Origin of the sequence: Merdimonas faecis, from assembly GCF_001754075.1 — a bacterium.
Taxonomy (GTDB): domain Bacteria; phylum Bacillota; class Clostridia; order Lachnospirales; family Lachnospiraceae; genus Merdimonas; species Merdimonas faecis.
In genome coordinates, this window is record NZ_MIEH01000016.1 from 77,116 (window position 1) to 101,158 (window position 24,043).

The 24,043-nt window shown below is 46.4% G+C and carries 25 protein-coding genes; 22 read left to right on the forward strand and 3 right to left on the reverse strand.

Going from position 1 to position 24,043, the window contains the following annotated elements; genetic code table 11:
• Nucleotides 1-33: 33 nt before the first annotated feature.
• Both BKD12_RS07715 and BKD12_RS07720 read right to left on the reverse strand, forming a co-directional pair.
• Nucleotides 34-510: a hypothetical protein gene (locus BKD12_RS07715; RefSeq protein ID WP_070088737.1), complete on the reverse strand. Its 477-nt coding sequence runs from the start codon at nt 508-510 to the stop codon at nt 34-36.
• Between the two features lie 74 nt (nt 511-584).
• Nucleotides 585-812, reverse strand: a complete 228-nt coding sequence (locus BKD12_RS07720) for a hypothetical protein (protein WP_070088738.1) — start codon at nt 810-812, stop codon at nt 585-587.
• Nucleotides 813-958: 146 nt separating this feature from the next.
• On the opposite strand from BKD12_RS07720, the gene BKD12_RS07725 reads away from it, so the two are divergent.
• Both BKD12_RS07725 and BKD12_RS07730 read left to right on the forward strand, forming a co-directional pair.
• Nucleotides 959-1,684, forward strand: a complete 726-nt coding sequence (locus BKD12_RS07725) for a phosphatase (RefSeq protein ID WP_070088792.1) — start codon at nt 959-961, stop codon at nt 1,682-1,684.
• Between the two features lie 63 nt (nt 1,685-1,747).
• Nucleotides 1,748-2,047, forward strand: a complete 300-nt coding sequence (locus BKD12_RS07730; protein ID WP_070088739.1) for a YerC/YecD family TrpR-related protein — start codon at nt 1,748-1,750, stop codon at nt 2,045-2,047.
• A 27-nt stretch (nt 2,048-2,074) separates the two neighbouring features.
• Here the strand turns inward: BKD12_RS07730 and BKD12_RS07735 are convergent, their stop codons facing one another.
• Nucleotides 2,075-2,689, reverse strand: coding sequence for a DUF1836 domain-containing protein (locus BKD12_RS07735; RefSeq protein WP_070088740.1), 615 nt, complete (start codon nt 2,687-2,689; stop codon nt 2,075-2,077).
• 139 nt (nt 2,690-2,828) lie between these two features.
• Between BKD12_RS07735 and BKD12_RS07740 the strand changes: the two genes are divergently transcribed.
• The 20 genes from BKD12_RS07740 (at nt 2,829) to BKD12_RS07825 (ending at nt 24,006) form a co-directional block, all read left to right on the forward strand.
• Nucleotides 2,829-3,254, forward strand: coding sequence for a DUF3783 domain-containing protein (locus BKD12_RS07740; RefSeq protein WP_070088741.1), 426 nt, complete (start codon nt 2,829-2,831; stop codon nt 3,252-3,254).
• The gene (pcrA, locus tag BKD12_RS07745; RefSeq protein WP_070088742.1) at nt 3,251-5,488 is read left to right on the forward strand and encodes a DNA helicase PcrA; all 2,238 of its coding nucleotides are present in this window, start codon (nt 3,251-3,253) and stop codon (nt 5,486-5,488) included. Before BKD12_RS07740 ends, pcrA begins: the two co-directional genes overlap by 4 nt.
• 94 nt (nt 5,489-5,582) lie before the next feature.
• The gene (locus BKD12_RS07750) at nt 5,583-5,825 is read left to right on the forward strand and encodes a DUF4366 domain-containing protein (protein WP_070088743.1); all 243 of its coding nucleotides are present in this window, start codon (nt 5,583-5,585) and stop codon (nt 5,823-5,825) included.
• Between the two features lie 110 nt (nt 5,826-5,935).
• The gene (locus BKD12_RS07755; RefSeq protein ID WP_070088744.1) at nt 5,936-6,865 is read left to right on the forward strand and encodes an NYN domain-containing protein; all 930 of its coding nucleotides are present in this window, start codon (nt 5,936-5,938) and stop codon (nt 6,863-6,865) included.
• Between the two features lie 15 nt (nt 6,866-6,880).
• Nucleotides 6,881-8,260, forward strand: a complete 1,380-nt coding sequence (rlmD, locus tag BKD12_RS07760) for a 23S rRNA (uracil(1939)-C(5))-methyltransferase RlmD (RefSeq protein ID WP_070088745.1) — start codon at nt 6,881-6,883, stop codon at nt 8,258-8,260.
• Nucleotides 8,261-8,509: 249 nt separating this feature from the next.
• Nucleotides 8,510-8,977 carry a DUF6075 family protein gene (locus BKD12_RS07765; RefSeq protein ID WP_070088746.1) on the forward strand — a complete coding sequence of 156 codons (468 nt, stop codon included), beginning with the start codon at nt 8,510-8,512 and terminating at the stop codon, nt 8,975-8,977.
• On the forward strand, nt 8,964-9,146 hold the full coding sequence (locus BKD12_RS07770; RefSeq protein ID WP_070088747.1) for a hypothetical protein: 183 nt from the start codon (nt 8,964-8,966) through the stop codon (nt 9,144-9,146). Before BKD12_RS07765 ends, BKD12_RS07770 begins: the two co-directional genes overlap by 14 nt.
• A 9-nt stretch (nt 9,147-9,155) precedes the next feature.
• Entirely contained in the window at nt 9,156-9,941 is a 786-nt protein-coding gene (locus BKD12_RS07775; protein WP_070088748.1) for a ParA family protein, read from the forward strand.
• Nucleotides 9,931-10,830: a ParB/RepB/Spo0J family partition protein gene (locus tag BKD12_RS07780; protein WP_070088749.1), complete on the forward strand. Its 900-nt coding sequence runs from the start codon at nt 9,931-9,933 to the stop codon at nt 10,828-10,830. Before BKD12_RS07775 ends, BKD12_RS07780 begins: the two co-directional genes overlap by 11 nt.
• On the forward strand, nt 10,811-11,902 hold the full coding sequence (locus BKD12_RS07785) for a replication initiator protein A (protein ID WP_070088750.1): 1,092 nt from the start codon (nt 10,811-10,813) through the stop codon (nt 11,900-11,902). Before BKD12_RS07780 ends, BKD12_RS07785 begins: the two co-directional genes overlap by 20 nt.
• Nucleotides 11,880-12,239 (forward strand): DUF6050 family protein, encoded by a 360-nt coding sequence (locus BKD12_RS07790; protein ID WP_070088751.1) that lies wholly within the window; start codon nt 11,880-11,882, stop codon nt 12,237-12,239. Before BKD12_RS07785 ends, BKD12_RS07790 begins: the two co-directional genes overlap by 23 nt.
• Nucleotides 12,240-12,386: 147 nt before the next feature.
• Entirely contained in the window at nt 12,387-12,761 is a 375-nt protein-coding gene (locus BKD12_RS07795; RefSeq protein WP_330385559.1) for a helix-turn-helix domain-containing protein, read from the forward strand.
• A 103-nt stretch (nt 12,762-12,864) separates the two neighbouring features.
• Nucleotides 12,865-13,026, forward strand: coding sequence for a hypothetical protein (locus tag BKD12_RS16905; protein WP_164496678.1), 162 nt, complete (start codon nt 12,865-12,867; stop codon nt 13,024-13,026).
• A 155-nt stretch (nt 13,027-13,181) separates the two neighbouring features.
• Nucleotides 13,182-13,832, forward strand: a complete 651-nt coding sequence (locus BKD12_RS07800) for a sigma-70 family RNA polymerase sigma factor (RefSeq protein WP_070088752.1) — start codon at nt 13,182-13,184, stop codon at nt 13,830-13,832.
• Nucleotides 13,829-14,275, forward strand: a complete 447-nt coding sequence (locus BKD12_RS07805) for an RNA polymerase sigma factor (protein WP_070088753.1) — start codon at nt 13,829-13,831, stop codon at nt 14,273-14,275. The genes BKD12_RS07800 and BKD12_RS07805 overlap by 4 nt, the downstream gene beginning before the upstream one ends.
• A 156-nt stretch (nt 14,276-14,431) precedes the next feature.
• Entirely contained in the window at nt 14,432-16,432 is a 2,001-nt protein-coding gene (locus tag BKD12_RS07810; protein ID WP_070088754.1) for a P-loop NTPase fold protein, read from the forward strand.
• A gap of 524 nt (nt 16,433-16,956) precedes the next feature.
• Nucleotides 16,957-22,992, forward strand: a complete 6,036-nt coding sequence (locus tag BKD12_RS07815; protein WP_070088755.1) for a SpaA isopeptide-forming pilin-related protein — start codon at nt 16,957-16,959, stop codon at nt 22,990-22,992.
• An 81-nt stretch (nt 22,993-23,073) separates the two neighbouring features.
• The gene (locus BKD12_RS16910) at nt 23,074-23,223 is read left to right on the forward strand and encodes a hypothetical protein (protein WP_164689914.1); all 150 of its coding nucleotides are present in this window, start codon (nt 23,074-23,076) and stop codon (nt 23,221-23,223) included.
• Nucleotides 23,201-23,461, forward strand: a complete 261-nt coding sequence (locus BKD12_RS07820; RefSeq protein WP_235853201.1) for a hypothetical protein — start codon at nt 23,201-23,203, stop codon at nt 23,459-23,461. Before BKD12_RS16910 ends, BKD12_RS07820 begins: the two co-directional genes overlap by 23 nt.
• Before the next feature lie 26 nt (nt 23,462-23,487).
• Complete coding sequence (locus BKD12_RS07825) at nt 23,488-24,006, forward strand: PcfB family protein (RefSeq protein WP_070088757.1); 519 nt, start codon at nt 23,488-23,490, stop codon at nt 24,004-24,006.
• Nucleotides 24,007-24,043: the final 37 nt, after the last annotated feature.

Below are 24,043 nucleotides of genomic sequence, written 5' to 3' on the forward strand. Positions count from 1 at the left end.
CGTACACTTGTGCAACAAGTGTACGTCCCCATTTTAACATACCACCACTATTTTCCGCGGCGTGGTCTGTGCCGGGATACTCCGGGTAGAACTGCTGTAGTATACGACGAGGGTGTGCCCGCCGGGAGAGCACTGGAAGGTCTGGCCGTTGGCGGTCACTACGCTGGTAGAATTGTCGATGTTCAGCTGAAGTGACGCGTCGGCGGACATTAGATTTTCGTCAAAATAGCCGGCATAGACATTTTCGCTGGGATTCCGCCGGCCGATCAGCACAGCCCGGTACTGGGGCGGATAGATCAGCGGGACGGCCTGATCTGCGTCGTAGAGGGCGGTCACGTTCATGCCTGGCCGCAGACGGACGTTATTGATCACATAGGTCTCGGGACCAACGATAAAATGGTTGATGCCATTCGAAGTGCGGATGCTGACCTGCTGTTCGCAGCAGTCATCTCCGAAAGGAGTAATACTAAGGATGATTCCGTTTACGGGAACCAGATTCATAGAAGGCATAATCAAAACTCCGTTTTTGATTAGTATATGATCGGTTCCTTTCTTTGGTGAATTTGCCCTGTAGAGGCGGATCCCTATACTCTATCATCTTTCTCGCCTTCTTTACAGACGCCGGATTCGGGATGGATGGCTGATGTATTTCCGCCAGGCGGGAGAAAATGATACAGCTTTTCGTAGGATTCGAGTTCTTCGGCGGATGAGGGGGCGGACGGGATCAGGCCGGTCAGGTCCTGACTGGACGCAGCATTGGAAAGGTAATCGTATGCGTCTATGATTTCCTGGTTCTTTCTGTCTTTTCTCATGAAAACTCCTCCTGTTTTGTGGAATATAGCGATAAAACTTCATAAAAATATAACATTAAAATATGTAGAAAAAGGAAAATCTATGCATTATAATGAGTTTTGCAACTGCGGAAACTTTTGGAAATGTGAAAAGGAAGGACAGACATATGAACATCAGAATTGATACACACTCACATACTCTGGCCAGCGGACACGCTTATAATACATTGCGGGAGATGGCGGCCATGGCGGCGGAGAAAGGTCTGGAAGGCCTGGCAGTCACAGAACACGCCCCGGAAATGCCGGGATCCTGCCAACTATATTATTTTCAGAATCTGCGGGTGGTTCCCCGTACTCTTTACAATATCCATCTGCTGCTGGGAACAGAGCTGAATATCATGGACCGGGAGGGAAATGTGGATCTTCCCCAGGGCGTCATCCGGGATCTGGATATAGCCATCGCCAGTCTGCACACGCCTTGCTTCAAGGATGAGAGGATCCAGGAAAATGTGATGCAGGCGTATCTTTCTGTAATGGAGAATCCATATATAGATATCATCGGGCATCCGGATGATGGCAGATTTCCTGCAGATTATGAAGTGCTGGCAAGAGAGGCAAAGCGGACAGGCACCCTTTTAGAAGTCAATAACTCTTCTCTCAGGCCGGACGGATACCGGGCGAATACCACGGAAAACTGTCTGAAGATGCTGGAAGCCTGTAAAAAGGAAGGAACCATGGTGGTGTTCGGAAGTGACGCTCATTTTGATCTGGACATTGCAGAATATCCTTTTGCAGAGGAACTGGTAAGGAAGACAGCTTTTCCGGAAGAGCTGGTGGCAAATACTTCTTACGGGAAATTGATTTCCCTGTTAAAACACAGGAAAAAGGTATAGACTTTAAAAATTCACTGTGTTAAAATGTAACAGTAATGAATCTGTTACAAAGGAGAGTATGCTATGAGTAAGAAGATCAGGACAGAAGCAGTGGACTATCTGTTTTCTGCAATACTGAGCTTGAAAGATAAAGAAGAATGTTACACTTTTTTTGAGGACATCTGTACGATCAATGAACTGCTGTCTCTTTCTCAGCGATTTGAAGTGGCAAAAATGTTAAGAGAGCACAAGACATATCTGGAGATTGCGGACAAGACAGGAGCGTCTACTGCAACGATCAGCCGTGTCAACCGTTCCCTGAATTATGGAAACGATGGTTATGACATGGTATTTGAACGCATTAACCAAAAAGAAGATTCTTAAGAGTACAAAAGAAGAAATAAGCCGGGCTTATTTCTTCTTTTTCGCACTGCTGTCAGCGTCAGCCAGATCATCGATCATTTTCTCGATGATCTGCTTTTTCACATATACATCAAAGCTTAAATTGCAGATAAAAGCAAAAAGCTGGAGATATTCTTTTTCCTCCGGGGGAAGCTCTGAAAAGCTGTCCATGGCAAGTTCATAAGAATTTGTGACATCTTTTTTCAGATCGTCGATGCGGGATTTCTCCATCTGGCAGATTTCCTCATAGACAGACGTCATGTCCAGAGATTCTTCCTTGTCGAAGGTTTTCTCTGTGATAGGAGTGAGGACGCTTTCAATATCCTTGATGGAAAGGATATTTTTGAAATAGTAGATAAAGATCATCACCAGAACATGCTCTTTGGAATATTTCTTTTTCACAGGGGGAGGAAGCAGATTGTTCTTGGCGTAATTGTTGATCATGGTTTTGGTCAGGATCTTGTCCTCCTCGTACCGTTTGGTCCGTTTCAGCTGTTCCTCCATAAAAGTGGTGACCTGATCCATATATAGGTCAATGTTTGGAATTTCATTCGGTCTGATATAGTCAATCCGTGAAATACTGGATAAAATACTGTTTAGTAAATCTTTTGTGTCAATCGTCATAAAATCACCTCAACATAATCATTATATAGTTTTCATAACTATATGACAAGAAATATTTCTTTAATTTTTGAAGCTTGCACTTCTATATTAAAACCCATATAATGAAACCAGACTTTTTTGAGGAAGGGAGTCGAAACCTATGAAATCAGTAGTATTATGTTACAATCTGAAAGGAACTCCAAAAGGAAAGAAGATCGGGATGATCTTTGGATTCCTGGGATATAAAGTCCGTCATGTGACAGCAGAAGAATACCGGCTGCCGCTTGGGACATTGATTGGCATCAGTCCGGCGGGTACGGAGGAAGAAGCGGCATTAGAAAAAGAGCCTTCTGAAAGTCCGGACGCGGGTGGAGTTTCAGAGGAAATGCTGGTGATCCATGCAGAGACGGAGGATATGCTGGACCGAGCTCTGTTTTTGATGAAAAAGGAGAAGGTCCGGGTAGACTTAAAGGCGATGGTGACCCAGACAAATCGTGACTGGGACAGTCTGGCCCTCTATGAGGAGATCAAAAAAGAACATGAATTTATGAAACAGCAGGAACAAGAAAGGAAACAGAAAAGTTGAGCATTTACGATACATTGAATGAACAGCAGAAAGAGGCGGTGCTTCACACGGAGGGGCCGCTTTTGATTCTTGCCGGGGCGGGATCGGGAAAGACCAGAGTTCTGACTCACAGGATCGCATATCTGATCGAGGAAAAAGGGATCAATCCATGGAATATCCTGGCCATTACCTTTACCAATAAAGCGGCGGGAGAAATGCGGGAACGTGTGGATAATCTGGTGGGCTTCGGATCGGAAAGCATCTGGGTCAGCACCTTCCACTCCATGTGTGTCCGGATTTTAAGAAGGCATATCGATCTTTTGGGATTTGATACCAATTTTACAATTTATGATACTGACGATCAGAAAACACTGATGAAAGATATCTGTAAGCTTTTACAGATTGATACGAAGCTTTTTCGGGAACGGTCCCTTCTGGCGGCCATCTCTCAGGCGAAAAATGAACTGGTCACGCCAGAGGAATTCCGTATCCAGGCCCAGGGAGATTTCAGCCGGCAGAAGATCGCGTCGGTGTACGAGGAGTACGAAAAGCAGATGCGCGCCAATAATGCGCTGGATTTTGACGACCTTCTGGTAAAAGCGGTGCAACTCTTTCAGACCCAGGCGGACGTGCTCGACTATTATCAGGAGCGGTTCCGTTATATCATGGTGGATGAGTACCAGGATACCAATACGGTGCAGTTTGAACTGGTGCGTCTTTTATCCGCCAAGTACCGGAATCTTTGTGTGGTAGGAGACGACGACCAGTCCATTTATAAATTCCGCGGGGCCAATATCCGGAACATCCTGGATTTTGAACAGGTATTTCCTGATGCAAAGGTGATCAAGCTGGAGCAGAACTACCGCTCCACCAGCAACATCCTAAATGCTGCCAATGCGGTGATCCGCCACAATCACGGGAGAAAGGACAAGACCCTCTGGACGGATAACGGTGAGGGTGACAAGATCAACGTGCGCCAGTTTGATACGGCGTTTGATGAAGCAGAGTATATCGTAGGGGATATCAGGGAGCGGGTAGAGTCCGGGAAGGCGGCTTATAATGATCATGCGATCCTGTACCGGACCAATGCACAGTCCCGTATGTTTGAAGAGAAGTTTGTGACTGCAAATATTCCATATAAGATCGTGGGCGGCATCAATTTCTATGCCAGACGGGAGATCAAGGACCTGCTGGCCTATCTGAAAACCATCGACAACGGAAGAGACGACCTGGCGGTGCGCCGGATCATCAACGTGCCAAAGAGAGGGATTGGCCTTACCAGCATTAACCGTGTCCAGGAGTATGCCTCCGGCCGGGAGATCGGCTTTTACGAAGCGCTCCGGGCGGTCGATCTGATCCCGAATATCGGGCGCGGGGCTTCTAAACTGGAGTCCTTCGTGGCGCTGATCGAGCATTTTAAAACAGATGCAAAAGAGCTTACGATCTCGGAGCTGATGCAGGAAATCCTTGAAGAAACAGGATACATAGAAAGCCTGAAGGAAGAAGGCAGTGAAGAGGCAGAGAGCCGGATTGAAAATATTGATGAATTGATCAGTAAGATCACGGCCTATGAGGAGACTTGCGAGGATCGGGATGAACCGGCCACACTGAATGGATTTCTGGAAGAGGTAGCGCTGGTGGCGGATATCGACAGTCTGGATGAATCGAATGACTATGTGGTGCTGATGACGCTCCACAGTGCGAAGGGTCTGGAATTCCCGCATGTGTACCTGGCGGGGATGGAGGACGGAATCTTCCCCAGCTACATGACCATTACGGCAGACGATCCGGAAGAGGTAGAGGAAGAGCGAAGGCTCTGTTATGTGGGGATTACCCGGGCGGAGGAAGAACTGACGCTGACCTGTGCAAGGCGGCGTATGATCCGGGGAGAGACGCAGTATAACAAGATGTCCCGTTTCTTAAAGGAAATCCCGATGGAACTGCTGTCTACAGGAGCCGTTTTCCAGAAGCCCGAGCCGGAGGAAGAAAGAAAGCCAAGCGCTTATCAGCAGGCCAGACAGGCATTTCGGGCAAAAGCTTTTGTACAGCCGGGAGCGGCCAGAAGCTTTGGTTCACCAAAAGGAGAAGGCCCGGGATACCAGGTGGGCGACCGGGTGCGTCATGTGAAATTCGGAGAAGGCACGGTAACTGCGATGGTAGAAGGCGGCAGAGACTATGAAGTGACCGTGGATTTTGACGGCCCAGGCACAAAAAAGATGTTTGCCGCATTTGCAAAATTACAGAAAATTGACTAATTTGGCATAAAGTTATAGTAATCTGAAAATGTTAGTGATATAATGATTTTAATTAATGAACTTGCTGTGACAGCAGAAGAAAGGATGTGGGAGCATGAGTAAGGTAGAGGATATCATTGCTGCAACAAAGTTGAATGAACTGATCAATAAAAAGGAGGAAAGCAGCCAGTCCAGGACGGTACTTTGGGTACTTGCCATCGTTGGAGCTGTGGCAGCCGTTGCGGCGATTGCTTACGCAGTATACTGTTTCTTTACACCGGATTACCTGGAGGATTTTGAAGAAGACTTTGAGGACGATTTTGATGATGACTTCTTCAATGATGATGACCAGGTATAAGAAGGTAACAGTCTAAGATGCAATAGAGAGCAGGTTGGGAGCCCATCTGTGTAAGAAAGGGTAACCTACCTGCTTTTATCTTGGCAGAGAGTTTTATTTGGAGGAAATATATGGAAGAACAATGTTTTGCGCTTTTGATCGATGCGGAGAATGTGTCAGTAAAATACATTAAGCCAGTTTTAACAGAGCTTTCCAAATATGGGGTGATCACATATAAGCGGATCTACGGAGACTGGACCAGCACACAGCTTTCCGGCTGGAAGGAGCAGCTTTTGAGCAATTCCATTACGCCGATCCAGCAGTTCAGTTATACACAAGGGAAAAATGCGACAGATTCGGCTATGATCATCGATGCTATGGACATTCTGTACAGCAATGATGTGGACGGGTTCTGTATCGTGTCCAGCGACAGCGATTTTACCAGGCTGGTAAGCCGCCTGAGGGAAAGCGGAAAGATGGTGATCGGCATGGGGGAAAATAAGACGCCGGAGCCGTTTCGCAAGGCATGTGACAAGTTCACTATTCTGGAGAACCTGCTCAATGAACAGGAGCCGGGATCAGGAAAGACAAGAGATCAGCATGAGAGATTGAGCACCTCAAAGATCGAGGATGCCGTGATCGATATGATCATTGAGAATCAGGACAATAATAAAGGAACTGGACTTGGAGAGGTGGGAAGCCGTCTGGTCAGCCTGTACCCGGATTTTGACGTGCGAAGCTATGGCTATAATATGCTGTCCAAATTCCTGGAGCAGTTCCCGAGGATCCAGCTGGAAAAGAGGGGACACATTGTTTCAGTGGCGTTAAGAGAGGATCAGGGGCGCAAGGCGGATATCGATAATTATGTTATTACCATGGTAAGGAAAGCGGGAAAGAGCGGGATTGAACTCAGCACGCTTGGGAACCGGGTTTACGAGAAGTATAAGGATTTTAAGATCAGTGATTATGGATATGCCCAGTTCAATCAGTATGTAAAGAGCCTGGAACATATCAAGGTAGAGCAGGATGGAACTATCCTGAATGCGAAATATCAGAAATAGAATTGGAGAGTATGGATGAAGAAAGGGCAGGTATACGAAGGCAGGATCGAGACAGTGGAGTTTCCAAATAAAGGAAAGATCTATCTGCCGGAAGAAGAGAAAACAGTGATTGTAAAAAACGGCGTGCCGGGACAGAAGGTACGCTTTTCTGTGAATAAGATCCGGAAAGGAAAGGCGGAGGGGCGGATCCTGGAAGTGCTGGAACCTTCTGAAAAAGAGATTCCCCCAAGCTGTCCTCATTTCGGACAATGCGGAGGCTGTACGTATCAAAATCTTCCCTATGAAGAGCAGCTGAAGCTGAAGGAAGGGCAGATCAAAGCCATGATGGATGAGGCAGTGGACGGGCCTTATATCTGGGAGGGGATACAGGCAAGTCCCCGGAAAGAAGCCTACCGCAATAAGATGGAATTTTCCTTCGGGGATGAGTATAAGGATGGCCCCCTGGTGCTTGGGATGCATAAGCGGGGCAGTTTTCATGATATCGTAAACGTGCAGGAGTGCCGGATCGTGGATGAAGACTTCCGGAAAATCCTTTCCTGCACGCTGGAATATGCGAAAAACAGCGGACTTCCCTATTATCATCGGATGCGTCACACGGGATTCTACCGGCATCTGTTGGTCAGAAAGGCTGTGAAAACAGGAGAGATCCTGATCGACCTGGTGACGACAACGCAGGAGGAATTCCTGGGGCATTTTGACAGTCAGGGATGGGTGGAAACGCTCAGATCCTTGGAACTTTCCGGAAGGATCGCGGGCATCCTGCATACCAGAAACGACAGTGTGGCGGATGTGGTAAAAGACGAAGGGACGGATATTTTATTCGGACAGGACTATTTTTATGAAGAACTTTTAGGACTTCGTTTTAAGATCACGCCTTTTTCGTTCTTCCAGACCAACTCGCTGGGGGCGGAAGTCCTTTATGAAAAGGCGAGAAGCTATATCGGCGAGACAAAGGATAAGGTGATCTTTGACCTGTACAGCGGTACCGGCACCATCGCACAGATTTTGGCCCCTGTGGCAAAAAAAGTGGTCGGCGTGGAAATCGTGGAGGAAGCCGTGGAGGCGGCAAAAGAAAACGCCCGGATGAACGGCCTTTCAAACTGCACCTTCTGGGCCGGAGATGTGTTAAAAGTGATTGATGAGCTGGGAGAAGTGCCGGATCTGATCGTGCTGGATCCGCCAAGAGACGGCGTGAATCCCAAGGCCCTGGAGAAGATCATCCGATTCGGCGTAGAGAAGATGGTATATATTGCCTGCAAGCCTACCAGTCTGGCAAGGGATCTGGAGATGCTGCAGGGAAGAGGGTATCAGGTAGAACGGATGGGATGCGTGGATTTATTCCCGGGGACTTATCATGTGGAGACTGTGGTAAGACTACAAAGGAAACATATCTAGAAATCCTTGAATTTACGCACTTTGTTGACTTTTTCAGTTTCAACAGATTAGAGGAAAATCACAAGGAAAAGGTACTTGTAAACAAAGTAACCGTTGTGGTTGCCTTAGACCTCGGTACGGGGAACACAAAAAATCCTGGATTATGAAAGTGAATATAGAGCTATCAATACATTGATAGAAGATAGGGATACTTGCAGCAGAGTGTCCCTATTTTTTATACAAAATTTTAAAATTCAGGAGGAAAAACAAATGGCAAAGAACACAGCGACAGGAGCAAAACAGGAAAGAAAAATCACTTTCAAAAACAAGGAACACGAAAAATTTTACAACACCTATCTTTCAAAATGCCGGTATCAGGATTCGTACCATAAGGCTTTGGTCTATTGCCTGGGATTATCGGAAGATACCAGGTGTAATGTAAACCGGATCTATGACTTTGAGACGGGATTTATAAAGCCGGAGTGTCTGCAGGAAGGCTGGCAGACCAGCGGGAGCGAAAAGATTGTCCGTATTGCATTTAATCTTTATACAGATGGGACGCCTACAACGGATGAATATGACGATACAGAGGGACAGATTACAGAGACACGGCTTTATTCCGTCAGCGATATATTCTGCACAGGGGATGCTAAATATTTTTGGGAAGCGATTAAGATCCGCTATCCGGATTACTGCTTCTATGTAGACTGGGAGGAGATGTTTTATGCTGAAGATTAGGCTGCAGGGAACCGTGAAGGATATTCGCTGGTTTAAACGGCTTCTGGAGAGACACCCGGAAATCCGGGTTCTCCAGGTGTCAGAGATATTTTCTAATAAAGGGACAAACCGATATTTCCGCTCCTATGCGGAAGTGGAAAAGACAGAAAAGAAAGAGGAAGAAAGGTAGGTAAGATATATGTGCAGAATTATCGCAATCGCAAACCAAAAGGGCGGTGTCGGAAAAACAACGACGTGTGTAAATTTAGGTATCGGTCTGGCAAGAGCCGGGAAAAAGGTGCTTCTGGTAGAAGCGGATGCCCAGGGCAGCATGGCAGTGAGTTTAGGCATCCGGGAGCCGGATGAACTGGATGTAACCTTAGTCAATATCATGGAGAAGGTTATCAATGACGAGGATGTGGAACCGGGAGAGGGGATTATCCACCATGAGGAAGGGATTGACTTTATCCCCGCCAATATTGAGCTTGCCGGACTGGAAACTTCCCTTGTAAATGTGATGAGCCGGGAGCAGGTACTTCGCCTGTATCTGGACGAAGTAAAAGGAGACTATGATTACATCCTGATTGACTGTATGCCTTCTTTGGGAATGATTACCATCAATGCCCTGGTAGCGGCGGACAGTGTGCTGATCCCGGTGGAGGCGGCTTATCTTCCGGTAAAAGGTCTGCAGCAGCTTATCAAGACTATCGGCAAGGTACATAGACGGCTGAATCCCAGGCTGTCCATTCTGGGGATTCTGTTGACAAAGGTTGACCGCCGGACAAACTTCGCACGGGATATTTCTGAGCAGATCCGGGAGGTTTACGGAAATAACATCCATATCTTCGAGAACTGTATTCCGATGTCTGTGCGGGCGGCGGAGACAACAGCGGAGGGAAAGAGTATCTATCTTCACGATCCGAAAGGGATTGTGGCAGAGGGATACCGCTATCTGACCGGGGAGGTGCTAGGGGATGAAAAGTAAGAGCGCAGAGAAGATCAGGCTGACTTCCTATGACGAACTGTTTGAAGCAGAAGATAACAATGTGGAGGGAACTTATACCACTGTTCCATTGAGCCAGCTCCGGCCATTTAAAAACCATCCGTTTAAGGTACTGGATGATGAAAAAATGCAGGAGACAGTGGAAAGTGTCATTCAGCACGGCGTAATCCAGCCGGGGATTGTGCGTCCTTGCGCTGATGGATATGAAGTGGTGGCTGGACACCGGAGATGGCGGGCCTGCGAGCTGGCAGGAAAGGCAGAAATGCCGGTGATTATCCGGAATCTGGACGATGACGCTGCCACGGTGTTGATGGTAGACACCAATATCCAGAGAGAAAACCTTCTGCCCAGCGAGAAAGCCAGGGCTTATAAGATGAAATATGAGGCGCTGAAACACCAGGGAAGCAAAGGAGACAAACACACGGCAGACGTCGTGGGAGAGAAAGCCGGGGACAGCGGACGGACAGTGCAGAGATATATCCGGCTTGCAAGCCTGATTGATGGGCTTCTGGAGCTGTTGGATACAGGCAAGATTGCGATGATAGCCGGGGAACGCTTATCCTTTCTGAAGCCGGAAGAACAGGAGATGGTGCTGGGAGCAGCGGGGAACATTGGCGCTTATCCATCTCCGGCACAGGCAGGACAGCTCAAAGCTATGAGTGAGGAAGAAACATTGTCAGAAGGAAGTATCTATGCGCTTTTGGTAAAGAAAGAGAACGGCGGCCAGAGCGTAACGATCTCTTCAAAGAAGATCCGGGATTACTTCCCGCCGGCATATACGAAAACGCAGATTGAGGAAGTGATCTATTCGCTTCTGGAACAATGGAAACAGGAAAAGGAGGAGGAAACAGATGCAGGAAATACAGTTTGATTATTTCCGTGGAATGGAAGCGGAACAGTATAGCTTTTACCGTGTCCCGAAAGTGCTGTTTACCGCAGAATGTTTTAAATCCCTTTCCTGTGAAGCAAAGGTTTTATACGGTCTGATGTTAGACCGTATGAGCCTTAGCATTAAGAACCGCTGGTTTGACGAGGAAGATCGGGTATATATTATTTTTACTGTGGAAGAAATCATGGAACTTTTGGGCTGCGGGCGTCAGAAAGCGATAAAAAATATTGCAGAACTGGACTCGGAAAAGGGGATCGGTCTGATCGAGAAAAAGCGGCTTGGTCTTGGGAAGCCTAACGTGATCTATGTGAAAAACTTTATGATAAAGGAGTGCCTGGACTCGGAAAGTGAAGAAATAGAGGCGGAAAATGCCGGAAATATGCAGAAGTATGAAAATCAAACTTCAAGAAGTATGAAAAGCGGATTTCAGGATGTTCCAGAATCGGATTTCCAGAAGTATGAAAATCAAACTTCTGGAAGTATGAAAACCAAACTTCAAGAAGTTCCAAAATCAGACTTCAAGAAATGTGAAAACCGAACTTCTGGAAGTATGAAAATCAAAACTCAAGAAGTTCCAAAATCAAACTGTAATAAGACTGATATTAACAAGACTGATTATAGTGAGACTGATCCTATCCAATCTAATCTATCCCTCTCCGCAGGCGAAGTGTACCCTATTAGCAGTGATATGATGGAGCGGATGGAAACCTACCGGGAAATCTTACGGGTAAATGTGGATTATGAGGGCTTTGTAGAGAAAGGCGAAGGAGAGGACGTGGGCGAGCTTATTGAGCTGATGGTGGAAATCCTGATGCTGCCGGATGATACTGTGGTGCGTATCGGAGGGGCAGACAAGCCGGTATCCGTGGTTAAGAGCCGGTTTTTAAAGCTGACGTATTCCCATATCGAGTATGTCCTGTTCAGCCTGCATCGGAATACGTCCAAAGTGGCGAATATCCGGGCGTATCTTTTGACGACACTTTATAATTCGTCTATGACGATGAATCATTACTACCAGGCGGAAGTGAACCATGATCTGTACGGAGGTGGCTGAGATGTATGAGTTTTTCAGAAAAGTGATTGCTCCGGTAGGGGCGGCGGCAATCCTGGCGGCGCTGTTCTATCCCCTCTGTGTGGAGAACGGGCAGTGCGATTACCTGAAATTGTGGATATTTATGGGAATTCCCTTTGGCGTACATAAGATGTTCCTGTGGATCATCCCGAAAGGTTTTGATATTGGCGGTACAGTAGGGATGTTTGTATTCAACCTGCTGGTCGGCGGTGTGATTGGCGGGTTTGTCCTGGCCTGGCGTCTTTTGATGGCAGCCTTTTATCTGGTGAAAATGGTTTTCGCCTGGATCTCAAGGCTTATGAGGGCAAAAGCCGTGTGAAATTTTACAGAAGAAGAACAAGTGAATGAGAGAGTTACGAAAGCAGCTAAGTCCATATACCTGGCTGCTTTTTTCTGTCTTTATGGCAGGGGCACTTTGCGACACGGTGTCGCAAAGTGAAAATCTATCATGGAAGGAGGGACTGTGTTGGGGAACCGTGCGGGATCGCAGAGGCTGATCCAGTTGGGGGAACGCATACGGCAAAAGAGGAAAGACAGCCATTTATCCCAGGAGACTTTTGCGGAGAAAGCCGGTATCAGTGTCAACACAGTGAGCCGGATCGAGGGAGGGCAGGCGGCGATGTCCGTGGAGATTTTTGCAAAGCTGGTGGAAGTCCTGGACACGGACGCTGATGAACTGCTGGGGAGAAGGGCAAAGGAAAAAGAGAATGATCCGGTGGAAACAGCGGCTGCCCGTATCCGGCGGCTGAAACCAAAAGAACAGAAGATTGTGCTTAAAACCATGAAAGCCCTAATGGACGGGATGGAGGGAAAGGACGGATGGAAAGTTCCACAGATATGAGGGGAACCGGCTGCAATTTCCCCATATCTGCTAAGGGATTTTTTCTGCACGGCTGATACACTGGAAACACAGACACAGGAATTGTGGAAGGAGGGAAGGAACATTGACCAGGGAAGAAAACCTGATTTACCGGAGAAGCTGTCCTTATGATGCTATGGGAGATTATTCGATCCTGATGGAAGAAAACCAGGACAGGGTAAAAAATCTGGAAGAAAAGCGGAACCGAACGGAACCAGAAAAAGATCCGATCCGGCAGTACCGGTAAGTACATAGACGCAGAGATAATCTGGCGGCAGAAGGAGTTTCAGGCTCCCGTTAAAAAAAACGGGTGTGCCGGAAACCTTTTTTGCTGCCTTTTACCTGGATTCCTGTGCGCTGCCATCTGGCCGCCCGTAGCCTGCGGGCAGAAAGGTGGCTGTTATGGTGACATTACAGGATTTAAAGTGGATCGTAAAACAACCGGAGAAAGAGGAAAAGGCTCCAACGGCCCGGCATTTGCTGGAGCATGGGAAACGAGTGGTAAGCATGGAAAATGGAGGGGATGTGCAGCTTCTGGTGTTTTTGGAAGGCTGGGCGCTTTACCGGGTAGGGAAGTATACTACAGTTTTCTCCGTACATGGCTGCGGCAGTTATTGTTATGAGAGCCACGGACGGCAGATTTTTGTGGATGCCGCTTTCTTTGAGGAACGGGAGTGGTATGTGCGCCTGATGTTAGAGGGAGAGGATCGTCTGATGAAAAACCGGGAATCAAGCCGGAAAGGAAAGGTCGTTTCTTACCATGCGGTTTCCGAGGAATGGTTTTTCCTGTCTTCCCCGGTATTGCCGCCTTTGGAGCAGTTGATTGAAAAAGAACAGATTTTGGAGCTGATGGGGCTTCTGACAAAGCGGCAGAGGGATATTGTGATCCTGTATTTTTACTACGGGGAAACCCAGTGGGAGATTGCAAGGTCACTGGGAATTTCCCAGCCTGCGGTTTCCCAGGCGCTTATGGCGGCGCTGCGGCGGATGCGGGAAGGGCAGGAAGAAATCTTTTCCGGTAAAGAAGTCCGTTCCGGGAGGTGCGCCGTATGAGAGGGAAACGCCCAAAGGAGCGGAAATGTTATATTCTTTGTGCCGGGGATGGGACTGTGGTGGAAGTCACCAGGGAGGTCTATCTGGAATGGTATCAGTCCCGGCGGCGGGAGCGCTACCAGAATGAGAAAAAGCAGAAATACGGCGTATTTAGCCTGGAAGCCCTGTCGGAGAAAGGAGTTCTACCAGATGGGAGGGCAGACAGCCCGGAAGAGATGGTGATCCGGGAGCTTTGTGTGGAAAAACTGCGCTCTGTGATAGAAGATCTGACGGAGGCAGACGCCTACCTTCTGTATCTCCTGTTTTTTGAGGAAGTGACGGTAAAAGAAGCGGCGCAGCTTTGCGGGTGCAGCCGGAAAACCATTGCCAACCGGAGAAAGCGGATTTTAAAGGAATTGAACGAAAAACTGAAAGCGATGGGGATCATGGGAGGATACTTCTAAAAGGTTCCTGCCAGAATACAGCACAGCCACTTTACGACACGGTGTCGCAAAGTGGCTGTTGCATTATAGAAGGTTCTTTGGATAAAATGGGGATATAATTCTTAGTAAAAGGGTGATAGAATTATTTTATTCTATAACATAAGGGGGAAGAATTGCATGGTAGACAGAGTGAAAAATATGAAATTAACGGATGATGATATCGTTAAGGAAATAATAAATTATGTTGACGAAACTTTATATAACTATGCCGTAATGATTGATGGAGAATGGGGATGTGGTAAAACATACTTTATTCAAGAAAGACTCTATAAAGCATTAGAGACACATGAGAATAATCGTTGGCAATCAGAGAGAGATTATAAGAAGAGAAAAGTTATATATATCTCTCTATATGGAATAAAATCCTTAGACGAAGTAACAAAGCAGCTATTTATGGAAAGCCTCATAGCAAAATCTGGAAAAGCAAAAAGGGTTTTGAAAAAAAGAACAAAAGCTATCACTACGATGCTTCCAGTAGTGTTTGATGTTTTGAAAAATAAAGGAATTGATATTAATTTAAAAAAAATAACAGAAACAACAGAAAAACTGATGTCAATAAGAGAGAGTATTTTAATTTTTGATGATTTAGAGCGATGTGATTGCCCGGCAAATGAAATTTTAGGGTACATTAATTCGTTTGTGGAACATGAGAATATGAAAGTTATTATTGTTGCAAATCAAAAAGAAATAGGTAAAGGGGTAAGTTCTGCAAATCAAGAGTTGAAATATCTGGTGGCGGCTCATAATAATATTCTATTTGAAAAAGATCAAAAAAGTGAAGTGATAAATCAATATTCGAATTCGGAAAGGAAAAATGAAAATACAAGTCCTGTGGACATAGAGACTGTAAAAAATAGAATTCAGAAACTATTCGTAGAGGATAATTTATATGACAAAGTAAAAGAAAAATTAATTGGAGTAACAATCTATTACCAGCCAGATTTGCAGACTGTTTTTAAAAAACTTATTACTTCAGCAAAATTGGATGATAACCTTAAAAAATACTTATATGATGATATAGCTTTTTTTGAAGAATATATGATAAATGAAGCACACGCTAACATAAGAACATTCCAGTTCTTTTTATCGAAAATAAATCAGTTATATAAAAAACTCATACAGTTAGAAGATAAGGGACGAGAGGCTTTCTTAAAATATATAGTTAAATATTCATTTAAAATAAGTGTTTCCTTCAAAAATGGAGATTATAAATACGAGTGGAAAGGCACAGAAGAATATGCTTTTAAAAGTATAGGAAGTATTGACATTTTGGGGAATCAATTATCGTTTCGATTTGTAGATGATTTTATTATTAAGAGTATATTAGAAGATGGACGTATAAAAGATATGTTTGAATTATTTGCAAACGAATATCTTAGAAAAAGTAGTCCAGAGAAAGAAGCATTCGCTGAACTAGATTCCCACTGGTATGAGCTAACAGATATAGTAATTGAGAAAAAAATAGATATAATTTTAAAAGGATTGGAAAATGATGCATATGATGTTAAGGACTATCCTCGAATCATTAATCGTTTCCTTGAATTGCAAGAGCATGGTTTCCCAGAGGATAATACAATAAAAATGATTGAAAATATGAAAATTAGCTTATCTAAGCTGTCTCGCTATATAGAAATTGATAATGGTTATGGAGTAATGTATGAGGGGGACAGAAGAAATAAATATCAGAGGATAGTAACAGATTTACAGAATGATATTGATCAAAAGTTTCAAAATAATTATTCAAATACATTAGATTCATACCTAACTATGAAAGAAGGATGGGGAGAAAAAATAGAAAACTATGTTTTTCATAACAAAAATGAAATTTGTTCATCTAGAGGTTTCCTCAGAGAATTAGATTTTGATATGTTATGTGAGCGAATTGAAGCAGCTACGTCAAAAGATTTGCAGGCATTTAGAAGTTGTATTATAAATTTATATACAAGAGGTATTTTAGGGGAGGCTTTAGAGGAAGAACGTATGCTATTACCTAAATTGAGACAATGTATAGAGAATATAAATACAGAAGGATTTGATAGAATCAAGAAAATGCAAATTAGTTTTTTGGTTAAAAACTTGAAAGATGGAGAAAAAGTATATTTTGCAAAACAAAGCTAAATTCCTCAACTTGAGGATATAATGAATTATGCTATATAGGCTCATGCGATTTAGCGTGGGTCTTTTTTTATGATTAATTTCTCAAATTTTAAATTTAAACCTATATTTTCCCCTCTGAAACCTCCTATTGGTGAGAGGGCGAAGTTCTAAGACACATTCTTTTATTTTCCCCTTTCGCTGAACCTTGAAAATTTCATTGCCTGTCCAGACGGATACCCGGCAGCTGAGTATGCCTTTTTTGCGTACCCTGCCGAAGAAAACGCTGCGGAAAGTGAACCGGAGCAGGAACGGGTCTGGAGAGAGAACAGGCGTAACGCTCAGAAATAAGTTTTCAGCCTGCCAGGTGCAGGCTGGATAACAGCAGATACCATGCGGGGAAGCCCTTGATGGGCTTCTCCGTATTCATGTGCTGTTATCAGCGCAACTTGGGGAAAGGAGGACAGGAGCCATGGACAGATAAAAGTAAGGAGAACTTTTTGGACACAGTGAGACTGTCAAGGAACAAAGAAAGAGAGGTTTAGTTGATGAAAGGGAAAGGAAAAAGGATACTTTCCGGTCTGCTTTCGCTTTTGACGATCCTGACTTCCGTGGTACAGCCGGTGGTTACTTATGCCGCAGAGCCGGAGCCGGCAGGATATGAAGCACAGTATCCGGCACTGGAGACGGTGCGGGAGTATCTGGATGCAGAAGAAGTGGTAACAGCGGAAGATTATGAAGTGGAAACAGGAAGCAGTTTTGATGTGGAATCGGATTTTTCCGGCTTGGAAATCCATGATGAAAAAGTCCGGGTGACTTTCCATGAAGCAAAAAATGAAGCCGGGCAGGATTTTGACGGGAACCACGCAGATACTTACAAAGTGGTCTATTTTGTGGAGCCGTTAAGCGGCCATCCGTCTTACCATATCTGCAGAAACATTATTGTAAAAGAGCCGGTGGCGGAGAAACAGGCGGAGAGCTATGCAGACGGCAGTGGAACCGGCGGGGAGAGCGAAGAACCAGATAGTGAGGACGGGGACGCAGATCCACAGCCGCAGACAGAGACAGCAACGGAGGCAGTGACGGAGCCAGTGGAAGAAACCATGGAGGAAACGGAGACAGGACTGCCGGAGGGAACAGAAGTGTTGCCGGAGGACGCTCTGGATGCGGCGTTAGAGGAAACAGAAGATCAGAAAACAGTAGATGAAGAAAGCGGACTGACGCTGGGGGAAGTGCTTCTCCAGGCGGAGGATCAGGGCATTGATATTCAGGGACTGGAAAACGGTGAGAGCGTTACCTTTACGGCACAGGCTCCCATGGCACAGGCGGCCAGGGCGTCACAGTCTGTCACCATTACCCAGGGAAGCTATTATTACTATGCAGACTATGGGCTTGGCTCTTATGTGACAGCACCCTTTACCGTGTCTTTTGGGAACGTGACGGCGACAGCTTACTGTATCCAGCCGTCAAAACCGGGGCCGGGGAGCGGCACATACCAGATCACAAAACTGGAAGGAAACCGGGAACTGGCAAAGGTGTGTTATTACGGAACGGAAGCGGCCGGATCAGCGTATTTCTTTAACCACTACCACACCGATTTTTCTGCCGGAAAAAGGTTTATTGTTACCCATCTGGCAGCTTCCTATGCGAATGGAAGCGTAGATGCCTTCTATGGAACCAACAGTACCGGGGAAGCGCTGGCAAAGGAACTTTATAACTATGCTGTGAGCCAGCCGGATATTCCGGATGTGGAGATGTCCTTTTCCAATGCTAATGTAAGTGCCTATGTGGACGGCGAACAGCAGAGGACAGAAGAAATCACGTTCAAGGCATCCAGCCAGCAGACGATTACCCTGGATCTGCCGGATGGGGTAAAACTCCATAACGTCAGTACTGGAAAAGCCAGTGCTGCGGGGGCAAACGTCACCATCTCCGGAGGCACCCGGTTTTACCTGACTGCCCCGCTGACACAGACGCAGGATGTGTCCGGTTCCTGGTCAGCAAAGATGCAGGGAAGTATCACCAAAGACTATTCTGCCTATAAGATTACGACAGGAAGTGACACACAGGATCTGGCACTGGTGTTTGGAGAAGGCGTAGAAGATGAGAAGTATGTGAGCCTTTCGGTGAAGTGGATTGAGCTGGCAAAGGTGGAAGTGATTAAGGTAGATTCTAAGCACTCGGACGCAAAGCTGGCTGGAGCTGTGTTTGGCATTTACAGCGATAAAGACTGTACAAAGCTGATCACGCAGATGCCGGCAACGGATAAAAACGGTTCTTCTGTAGCAGAAATCATTAAGACGCAGAATACTGTGTACTTAAAAGAGATCACGGCTCCAACCGGATACCGCCTGAATACTTCTTCTTATAACGTGAACCTGGTGGCAAACCAGAAGACTTCTGTTACAGTTCCAGATCAGGAGCAGCTTGGGGAACTGACTATCTATAAAGAAGGGGAAGTGCTGGCCGGAGCGGATATAACAGATGATGGTGTAACCTTCCGTTATGAAAGCCGCAGGCAGAAGGGCGCTGTGTATAACGTCTATGCGGGAGCAGATATTGTAACAGCCTATGGAGCGAAAGTCTACAGTAAAGGGGATCTGGTAAAAGCGAACCTGACTACAGATTCCGACGGAGCCGCAGTGCTGAAAAACCTCCATCTTGGAACTTATGTCATTAAAGAAGTGCAGGCCCCGGAGAATTTCTATAATGCCGGGGAGGAAAAGACGGTAACACTGTCTTATGCCGGACAGAACGTGGAAACTGTATTCAGCGAGAGTACCTTCCATAATGACAGGCAGAAAGCGGAAGTTTCTGTATTAAAAAAGGACAAGGACACCTTAAATCCTCTGGATGGCGGCGTGTTTGGATTGTATGCGGGAAGCGATATTAAAAATGCAGATGGAAGTGTTGTGGTATCGAAGGGAACGCTGATTGAAAAAGCGGTGACTGGAGAGGACGGAAAAGCTGTCTTTACGGCGGATTTGCCCATTGGATTTTCTTATGATGTGAAAGAAATCCAGGCACCGGAAGGGTATGTGAGAAATCAGGAGGATGTATACTCCTTTACTTTCTCTTACACCAATGACAGCGAAGCGAAAGTGACATTTACCCATACCTTTGTCAATGAGCGTGTGAATGCCACGATCAAGCTGCAGAAAAAAGACGCAGAGACGAACCAGGCAGTTCCACAAGGGGATGCCACACTGGAAAATGCAGTGTATGGCCTGTATGCCCGTAAAGATATTGTACACCCGGATGGAGCAACCGGGGTGATCTACAAAGCCGGCGAGCGGGTGGCAACGCTGACCACGGACGAGAACGGGGAAGCGTCTGTAGAAAACCTGTATCTTGGGGAGTATTTTGTCAAAGAGATCACGCCTCCCGTGGGGTATCTGGCAGATGAGAGTGAACATGATCTTGTGTGCAGCTATGAAGGAGATCTGACCGCAACCGTGGAGCGGGAGTGTGTATCACTGGAACAGGTAAAGAAGCAGCCTTTTGAGATCATCAAGGCAGCCAATAATGGGGAGACAGACGCTGATCTCCTGTCTGGGGCCGGATTTACCGTCTACCTGCTCTCTGACCTTACAGTAAAGGAAGATGGCAGCTATGATTTCGATTCCGCAGAACCGGTGGTGATCGGGGAGAACGGGGCGACAGAAATGTTTACGGACGAGAAAGGATATGCCTGCAGTATTGCCCTTCCTTATGGTACATACCTTGTCCGGGAGACCACCACGCCCCATAATTACAAGCCGGTGGACGACTTTATCGTGCGGATTACAGAGCATAATCCAACTACGCCACAGGTATGGCGGGTGCTTCTGGACGAGGAATTTGAAGCAAAGCTGAAGATCATCAAGCAGGATGATGAGACGAAAAAACCGGTGCTTCACAAAGGTACAGAGTTCCGGATCTATGATCTGGATAAGCAGGAATACGTTGAGCAGGTGACAACCTATCCTACAACAACGGTTCACAAGACATTCTTCACCGATGAGGAAGGCTACCTGATCCTGCCCCAGAATTTAAAAATCGGGCATTACCGGATTGAGGAAGTCACAGCGCCTTACGGATATACACTGAATGAGAACTATGTTGAAATTGCCGTGGATTCCGATACCGCTTACCAGATCGACCCGGTGTCCGGGGATGTGGTGATTGAGGCGGTTTATGAAAACCATCCGGTAAAAGGAAAGCTGAAAATCGTAAAACAGGGCGAAGTCCTGGACGGATTCAGCAAGGACTTTGTTTATGAAGTAGAAAACCTGGCAGGCGCAGTCTTTGAGGTGTATGCTGCGGAGGACATTTATACCGCTGACTTCCAGAAAGACGCAGAGGGGAACCGTATCTTGGAATACTCTGCCGGAGAGCTTGTGGGAACTGTGACTACCGATGAAAATGGGGAAGCATATCTTACTGACCTTCCTCTTGGAAGTTACAAGATTGTGGAAGCTACCGCCCCGGAGGGCTTTGTACTAAATGGGGAAGCGCAGACAGTGACTTTTACATATAAAGACCAGGAGACGCCTGTAATCGAACAGGAAGCTGTTTTCCAGAATGAGCGCCAGAAAGTGGAAGTATCCGTAGTGAAAAAGGATGCGGAAACGCAGGCGACTGTGGAAGGAGCAGTCTTTGGGCTGTATGCCAAAGAGGATATTCTGGCACACGGCGAAGTGATTGTGAAAGCGGACACGCTGATTGGAAAAGCGCTGTCTGATGAAAACGGCAAAGCTGTATTTATGAATGACTTACCGTTTGGCCGCTACTATATCAAAGAAGAAGCCGCACCGGACGGGTATATTTCTTCCGATAAAGTGGTAGAAGTGACTGCAGAGTATCAGGGGCAGGAGATTCCCGTGGTGGAACTGGCCTCTGAATATGAAAATGAGCCGACAAAGATTTCTGTGAAAAAGACGGATCTCACAACCGGCGTGGAGCTGGAAGGCGCAAAACTGACCGTCCTGGATCAAGACGGGAATATCGTAGACAGTTGGACTTCCGTGAAAGGAGAGGAACACCTGATTGAGCGGCTGACCGTAGGCGAGACTTATACGCTTCGGGAAGAGCTGGCCCCTTATGGGTATCTGAAAGCGGAAGAAATCACTTTTACTGTGGAGGATACAGCGGAAATCCAGAAAGTGGAAATGAAAGACGATGTTCCGGAAGGGACGCTGATCATCAATAAGAAGGGCGAGTTCCTGGAAGATGTGACACTTGTTGATACCATTGGCGGCTGGATCAGCCATATCTTTGAATATATCACCGGCGCTTTAAAAGATGTAACCTTTGAGGTATATGCCCTGGAGGACATCAAAGCGGCAGACGGAGAGAGCGAGGATTATTATAAGAAGGATGAGCTGATTGCCACGATTACCACAGATGAAACAGGCATTGCGAAGCTGTCTGGCCTTCCCCTTGGAAAATACTATGTGAAAGAAAAGGAGACTGCGGAAGGCTATGTGCTGGACGGGGAAATCCGGGAAATTGACCTGACCTATGTGGATCAGGAGACAGCGGAAGTTACCTGGAATGGAGACTGGCAGAATAACCGCCAGAAGGCGGAAGTATCTGTCCTGAAGAAAGAAAAGGATACTGACCGGGTACTGGAGGGCGCTGTGTTTGCCCTTTCCGCAAAAGAGGATATTACCAATAAAGACGGGGATGTGGTTCTGGAAGCGGGAACCGTGATCGAGGAAAAAGCAACCGGGGAGGATGGAAAACTGACTTTTGAGGCGGATCTGCCCATTGGATTTTCCTATGTAGTGAAAGAGACTTCCCCGGCTCCGGGATTTGCCACCACAGACGAGGTGCAGGAGTTTACTTTTACAGCGGAATCTTCTGATAAAGCGACAGTTTCTTACGAATTTATCTTTGAGGATGAACCGACCGTCTTTGAATTTACCAAAACTTCCCTGACAGATGGAAAAGAAGTGGAGGGAGCGAAGCTGACTGTAACCGATGAAAATGGCGAAGTTGTGGATGAATGGGTATCCGGCAAAGAGCCGCATATCATTAAGGAGCTGGTGGTCGGACAGACTTATACCATGACGGAAGTGCTTCCGGCTCCGGGGTATGTGACGGCGGAGAGCATCCAGTTTACTGTGGAGGATACCGCCGAAGCCCAGAAGATCGAGATGAAAGATGATGTGACAAAGGTAGAGATTTCTAAGACAGATATTGCCGGGAAGGAGCTGCCGGGAGCGAAGCTCACCATCCTGGACGAGAATGGCGAGGTAGTAGAGAGCTGGACTTCCACGGAGGAACCGCATTATATCGAGATGCTCCCCATTGGGAAGTACACACTCCATGAAGAATCCGCACCGGAAGGTTATCTGATTGCGGAGGATGTAGAGTTTGAAGTAAAAGATACCGGTGAGATTCAGAAAGTTGTGATGAAAGATGAGGCGGAGCCGGAAGAAACGCCGGAGACGCCGGAAACACCGACAACCACGGTAGATGCACCGAAAACCGGGGATCACACACCGATTGCGGCGCTTATGATTTCCAGCGGTCTGGGTCTTGCGGGGGCCATTGCCGCCGTTGTCTGGATGAAAGCAAGAAAAAAGAAACAGGATTGATACGATAGGATTGGGCGTTTGTGGACAGCCGTGGGCTTTCCATGAGCGCCCTTTTTTGAGTTGAAAAAGAGGTGGATAGAAATGAAATGGTTGATTGCTGCAGGTGGGATACTGGTGTTCCTGCTCTTATTTGGACTGTACTGCTGTATTTTGGTCGGTGCAAGAGAGGACAGGCTCCTGGAAGAACTGGAATGGAAAGGCAGGCAGGATGCAGACGGGGAAAACGGATAGAGGGAAATATGCGCCGGATAAGCCCCAGGACTGTGCTTATTGTTACTTTTGGCACAGCAGGAAACAGAAATGTACAAAGAAGCGCTGTTATTATCTTTTGCCGGAAGAAAGACAGGATAGTATCTGCAGAGAAAATGGGATGCTTGGAGATTGTAAGGTCTGCCCTTATGGACAGCACTCCCCCTGTATCGGCTACTGCCTGCAGAAGATTCTTCTGGATCTGCGGCAGTGCCGATAAAAGTAAGGGAAAGAAGGTGATCCGATATGCAGGATGAAGTCAATGAAAAGGTTGTGTCGTTGTGTATCAGCGGAGGAAAAATTTCTGCCCGGATATTAAAAAATGTTTTGATGAAATATCTGCAGGAAATTGAAAGGAGAGAAAAACAGCAGGCGGAGAAATCTGCCGCAAAGGGAGATCCGGATAAAAGTATTTCTTACCGTGGAAAAATCAGCATGGAACAGCTTAAGGCGGAAAAGAAGGAACTCTCCAATATTGAGATTACGGATAAGAATATAAAATCCTTTGAGAAATATGCCCGGAAATATGAGGTGGATTACTGCCTGAAAAAAGACTGTTCCATGGAGCCGCCCAGATACTATGTGTTTTTTGGGGCAAAAGATGAAGCGTCTATGACGGCTGCGTTTAAGGAATATACAGGCTGGCAGTTAAAAAAGAGTAAGAAAATATCTGTCCGGAAAAAGCTGTCCCTGGCAAAAGAGCGGCAGGCAAAGCACCGGGAGCGGGAGAAGAACCGTCAGAAGGAGCGTGGGCCGGAGCATTGAGTAAGAAGAAAACTGTAAAACGGAAAAATAACAGGTC

What these genes read in the sequence shown, in the direction of transcription:
- BKD12_RS07715 (WP_070088737.1), bottom strand. Translation starts at nt 510, where the DNA reads ATGCCTTCTATGAATCTGGTTCCCGTAAACGGAATCATCCTTAGTATT.
- BKD12_RS07720 (WP_070088738.1), bottom strand. Translation starts at nt 812, where the DNA reads ATGAGAAAAGACAGAAAGAACCAGGAAATCATAGACGCATACGATTAC.
- BKD12_RS07725 (WP_070088792.1), top strand. Translation starts at nt 959, where the DNA reads ATGAACATCAGAATTGATACACACTCACATACTCTGGCCAGCGGACAC.
- BKD12_RS07730 (WP_070088739.1), top strand. Translation starts at nt 1,748, where the DNA reads ATGAGTAAGAAGATCAGGACAGAAGCAGTGGACTATCTGTTTTCTGCA.
- BKD12_RS07735 (WP_070088740.1), bottom strand. Translation starts at nt 2,689, where the DNA reads ATGACGATTGACACAAAAGATTTACTAAACAGTATTTTATCCAGTATT.
- BKD12_RS07740 (WP_070088741.1), top strand. Translation starts at nt 2,829, where the DNA reads ATGAAATCAGTAGTATTATGTTACAATCTGAAAGGAACTCCAAAAGGA.
- BKD12_RS07750 (WP_070088743.1), top strand. Translation starts at nt 5,583, where the DNA reads ATGAGTAAGGTAGAGGATATCATTGCTGCAACAAAGTTGAATGAACTG.
- BKD12_RS07755 (WP_070088744.1), top strand. Translation starts at nt 5,936, where the DNA reads ATGGAAGAACAATGTTTTGCGCTTTTGATCGATGCGGAGAATGTGTCA.
- rlmD (WP_070088745.1), top strand. Translation starts at nt 6,881, where the DNA reads ATGAAGAAAGGGCAGGTATACGAAGGCAGGATCGAGACAGTGGAGTTT.
- BKD12_RS07765 (WP_070088746.1), top strand. Translation starts at nt 8,510, where the DNA reads ATGGCAAAGAACACAGCGACAGGAGCAAAACAGGAAAGAAAAATCACT.
- BKD12_RS07770 (WP_070088747.1), top strand. Translation starts at nt 8,964, where the DNA reads ATGCTGAAGATTAGGCTGCAGGGAACCGTGAAGGATATTCGCTGGTTT.
- BKD12_RS07775 (WP_070088748.1), top strand. Translation starts at nt 9,156, where the DNA reads ATGTGCAGAATTATCGCAATCGCAAACCAAAAGGGCGGTGTCGGAAAA.
- BKD12_RS07780 (WP_070088749.1), top strand. Translation starts at nt 9,931, where the DNA reads ATGAAAAGTAAGAGCGCAGAGAAGATCAGGCTGACTTCCTATGACGAA.
- BKD12_RS07785 (WP_070088750.1), top strand. Translation starts at nt 10,811, where the DNA reads ATGCAGGAAATACAGTTTGATTATTTCCGTGGAATGGAAGCGGAACAG.
- BKD12_RS07790 (WP_070088751.1), top strand. Translation starts at nt 11,880, where the DNA reads ATGATCTGTACGGAGGTGGCTGAGATGTATGAGTTTTTCAGAAAAGTG.
- BKD12_RS07800 (WP_070088752.1), top strand. Translation starts at nt 13,182, where the DNA reads ATGGTGACATTACAGGATTTAAAGTGGATCGTAAAACAACCGGAGAAA.
- BKD12_RS07805 (WP_070088753.1), top strand. Translation starts at nt 13,829, where the DNA reads ATGAGAGGGAAACGCCCAAAGGAGCGGAAATGTTATATTCTTTGTGCC.
- BKD12_RS07810 (WP_070088754.1), top strand. Translation starts at nt 14,432, where the DNA reads ATGGTAGACAGAGTGAAAAATATGAAATTAACGGATGATGATATCGTT.
- BKD12_RS07815 (WP_070088755.1), top strand. Translation starts at nt 16,957, where the DNA reads ATGAAAGGGAAAGGAAAAAGGATACTTTCCGGTCTGCTTTCGCTTTTG.
- BKD12_RS16910 (WP_164689914.1), top strand. Translation starts at nt 23,074, where the DNA reads ATGAAATGGTTGATTGCTGCAGGTGGGATACTGGTGTTCCTGCTCTTA.
- BKD12_RS07820 (WP_235853201.1), top strand. Translation starts at nt 23,201, where the DNA reads ATGCAGACGGGGAAAACGGATAGAGGGAAATATGCGCCGGATAAGCCC.
- BKD12_RS07825 (WP_070088757.1), top strand. Translation starts at nt 23,488, where the DNA reads ATGCAGGATGAAGTCAATGAAAAGGTTGTGTCGTTGTGTATCAGCGGA.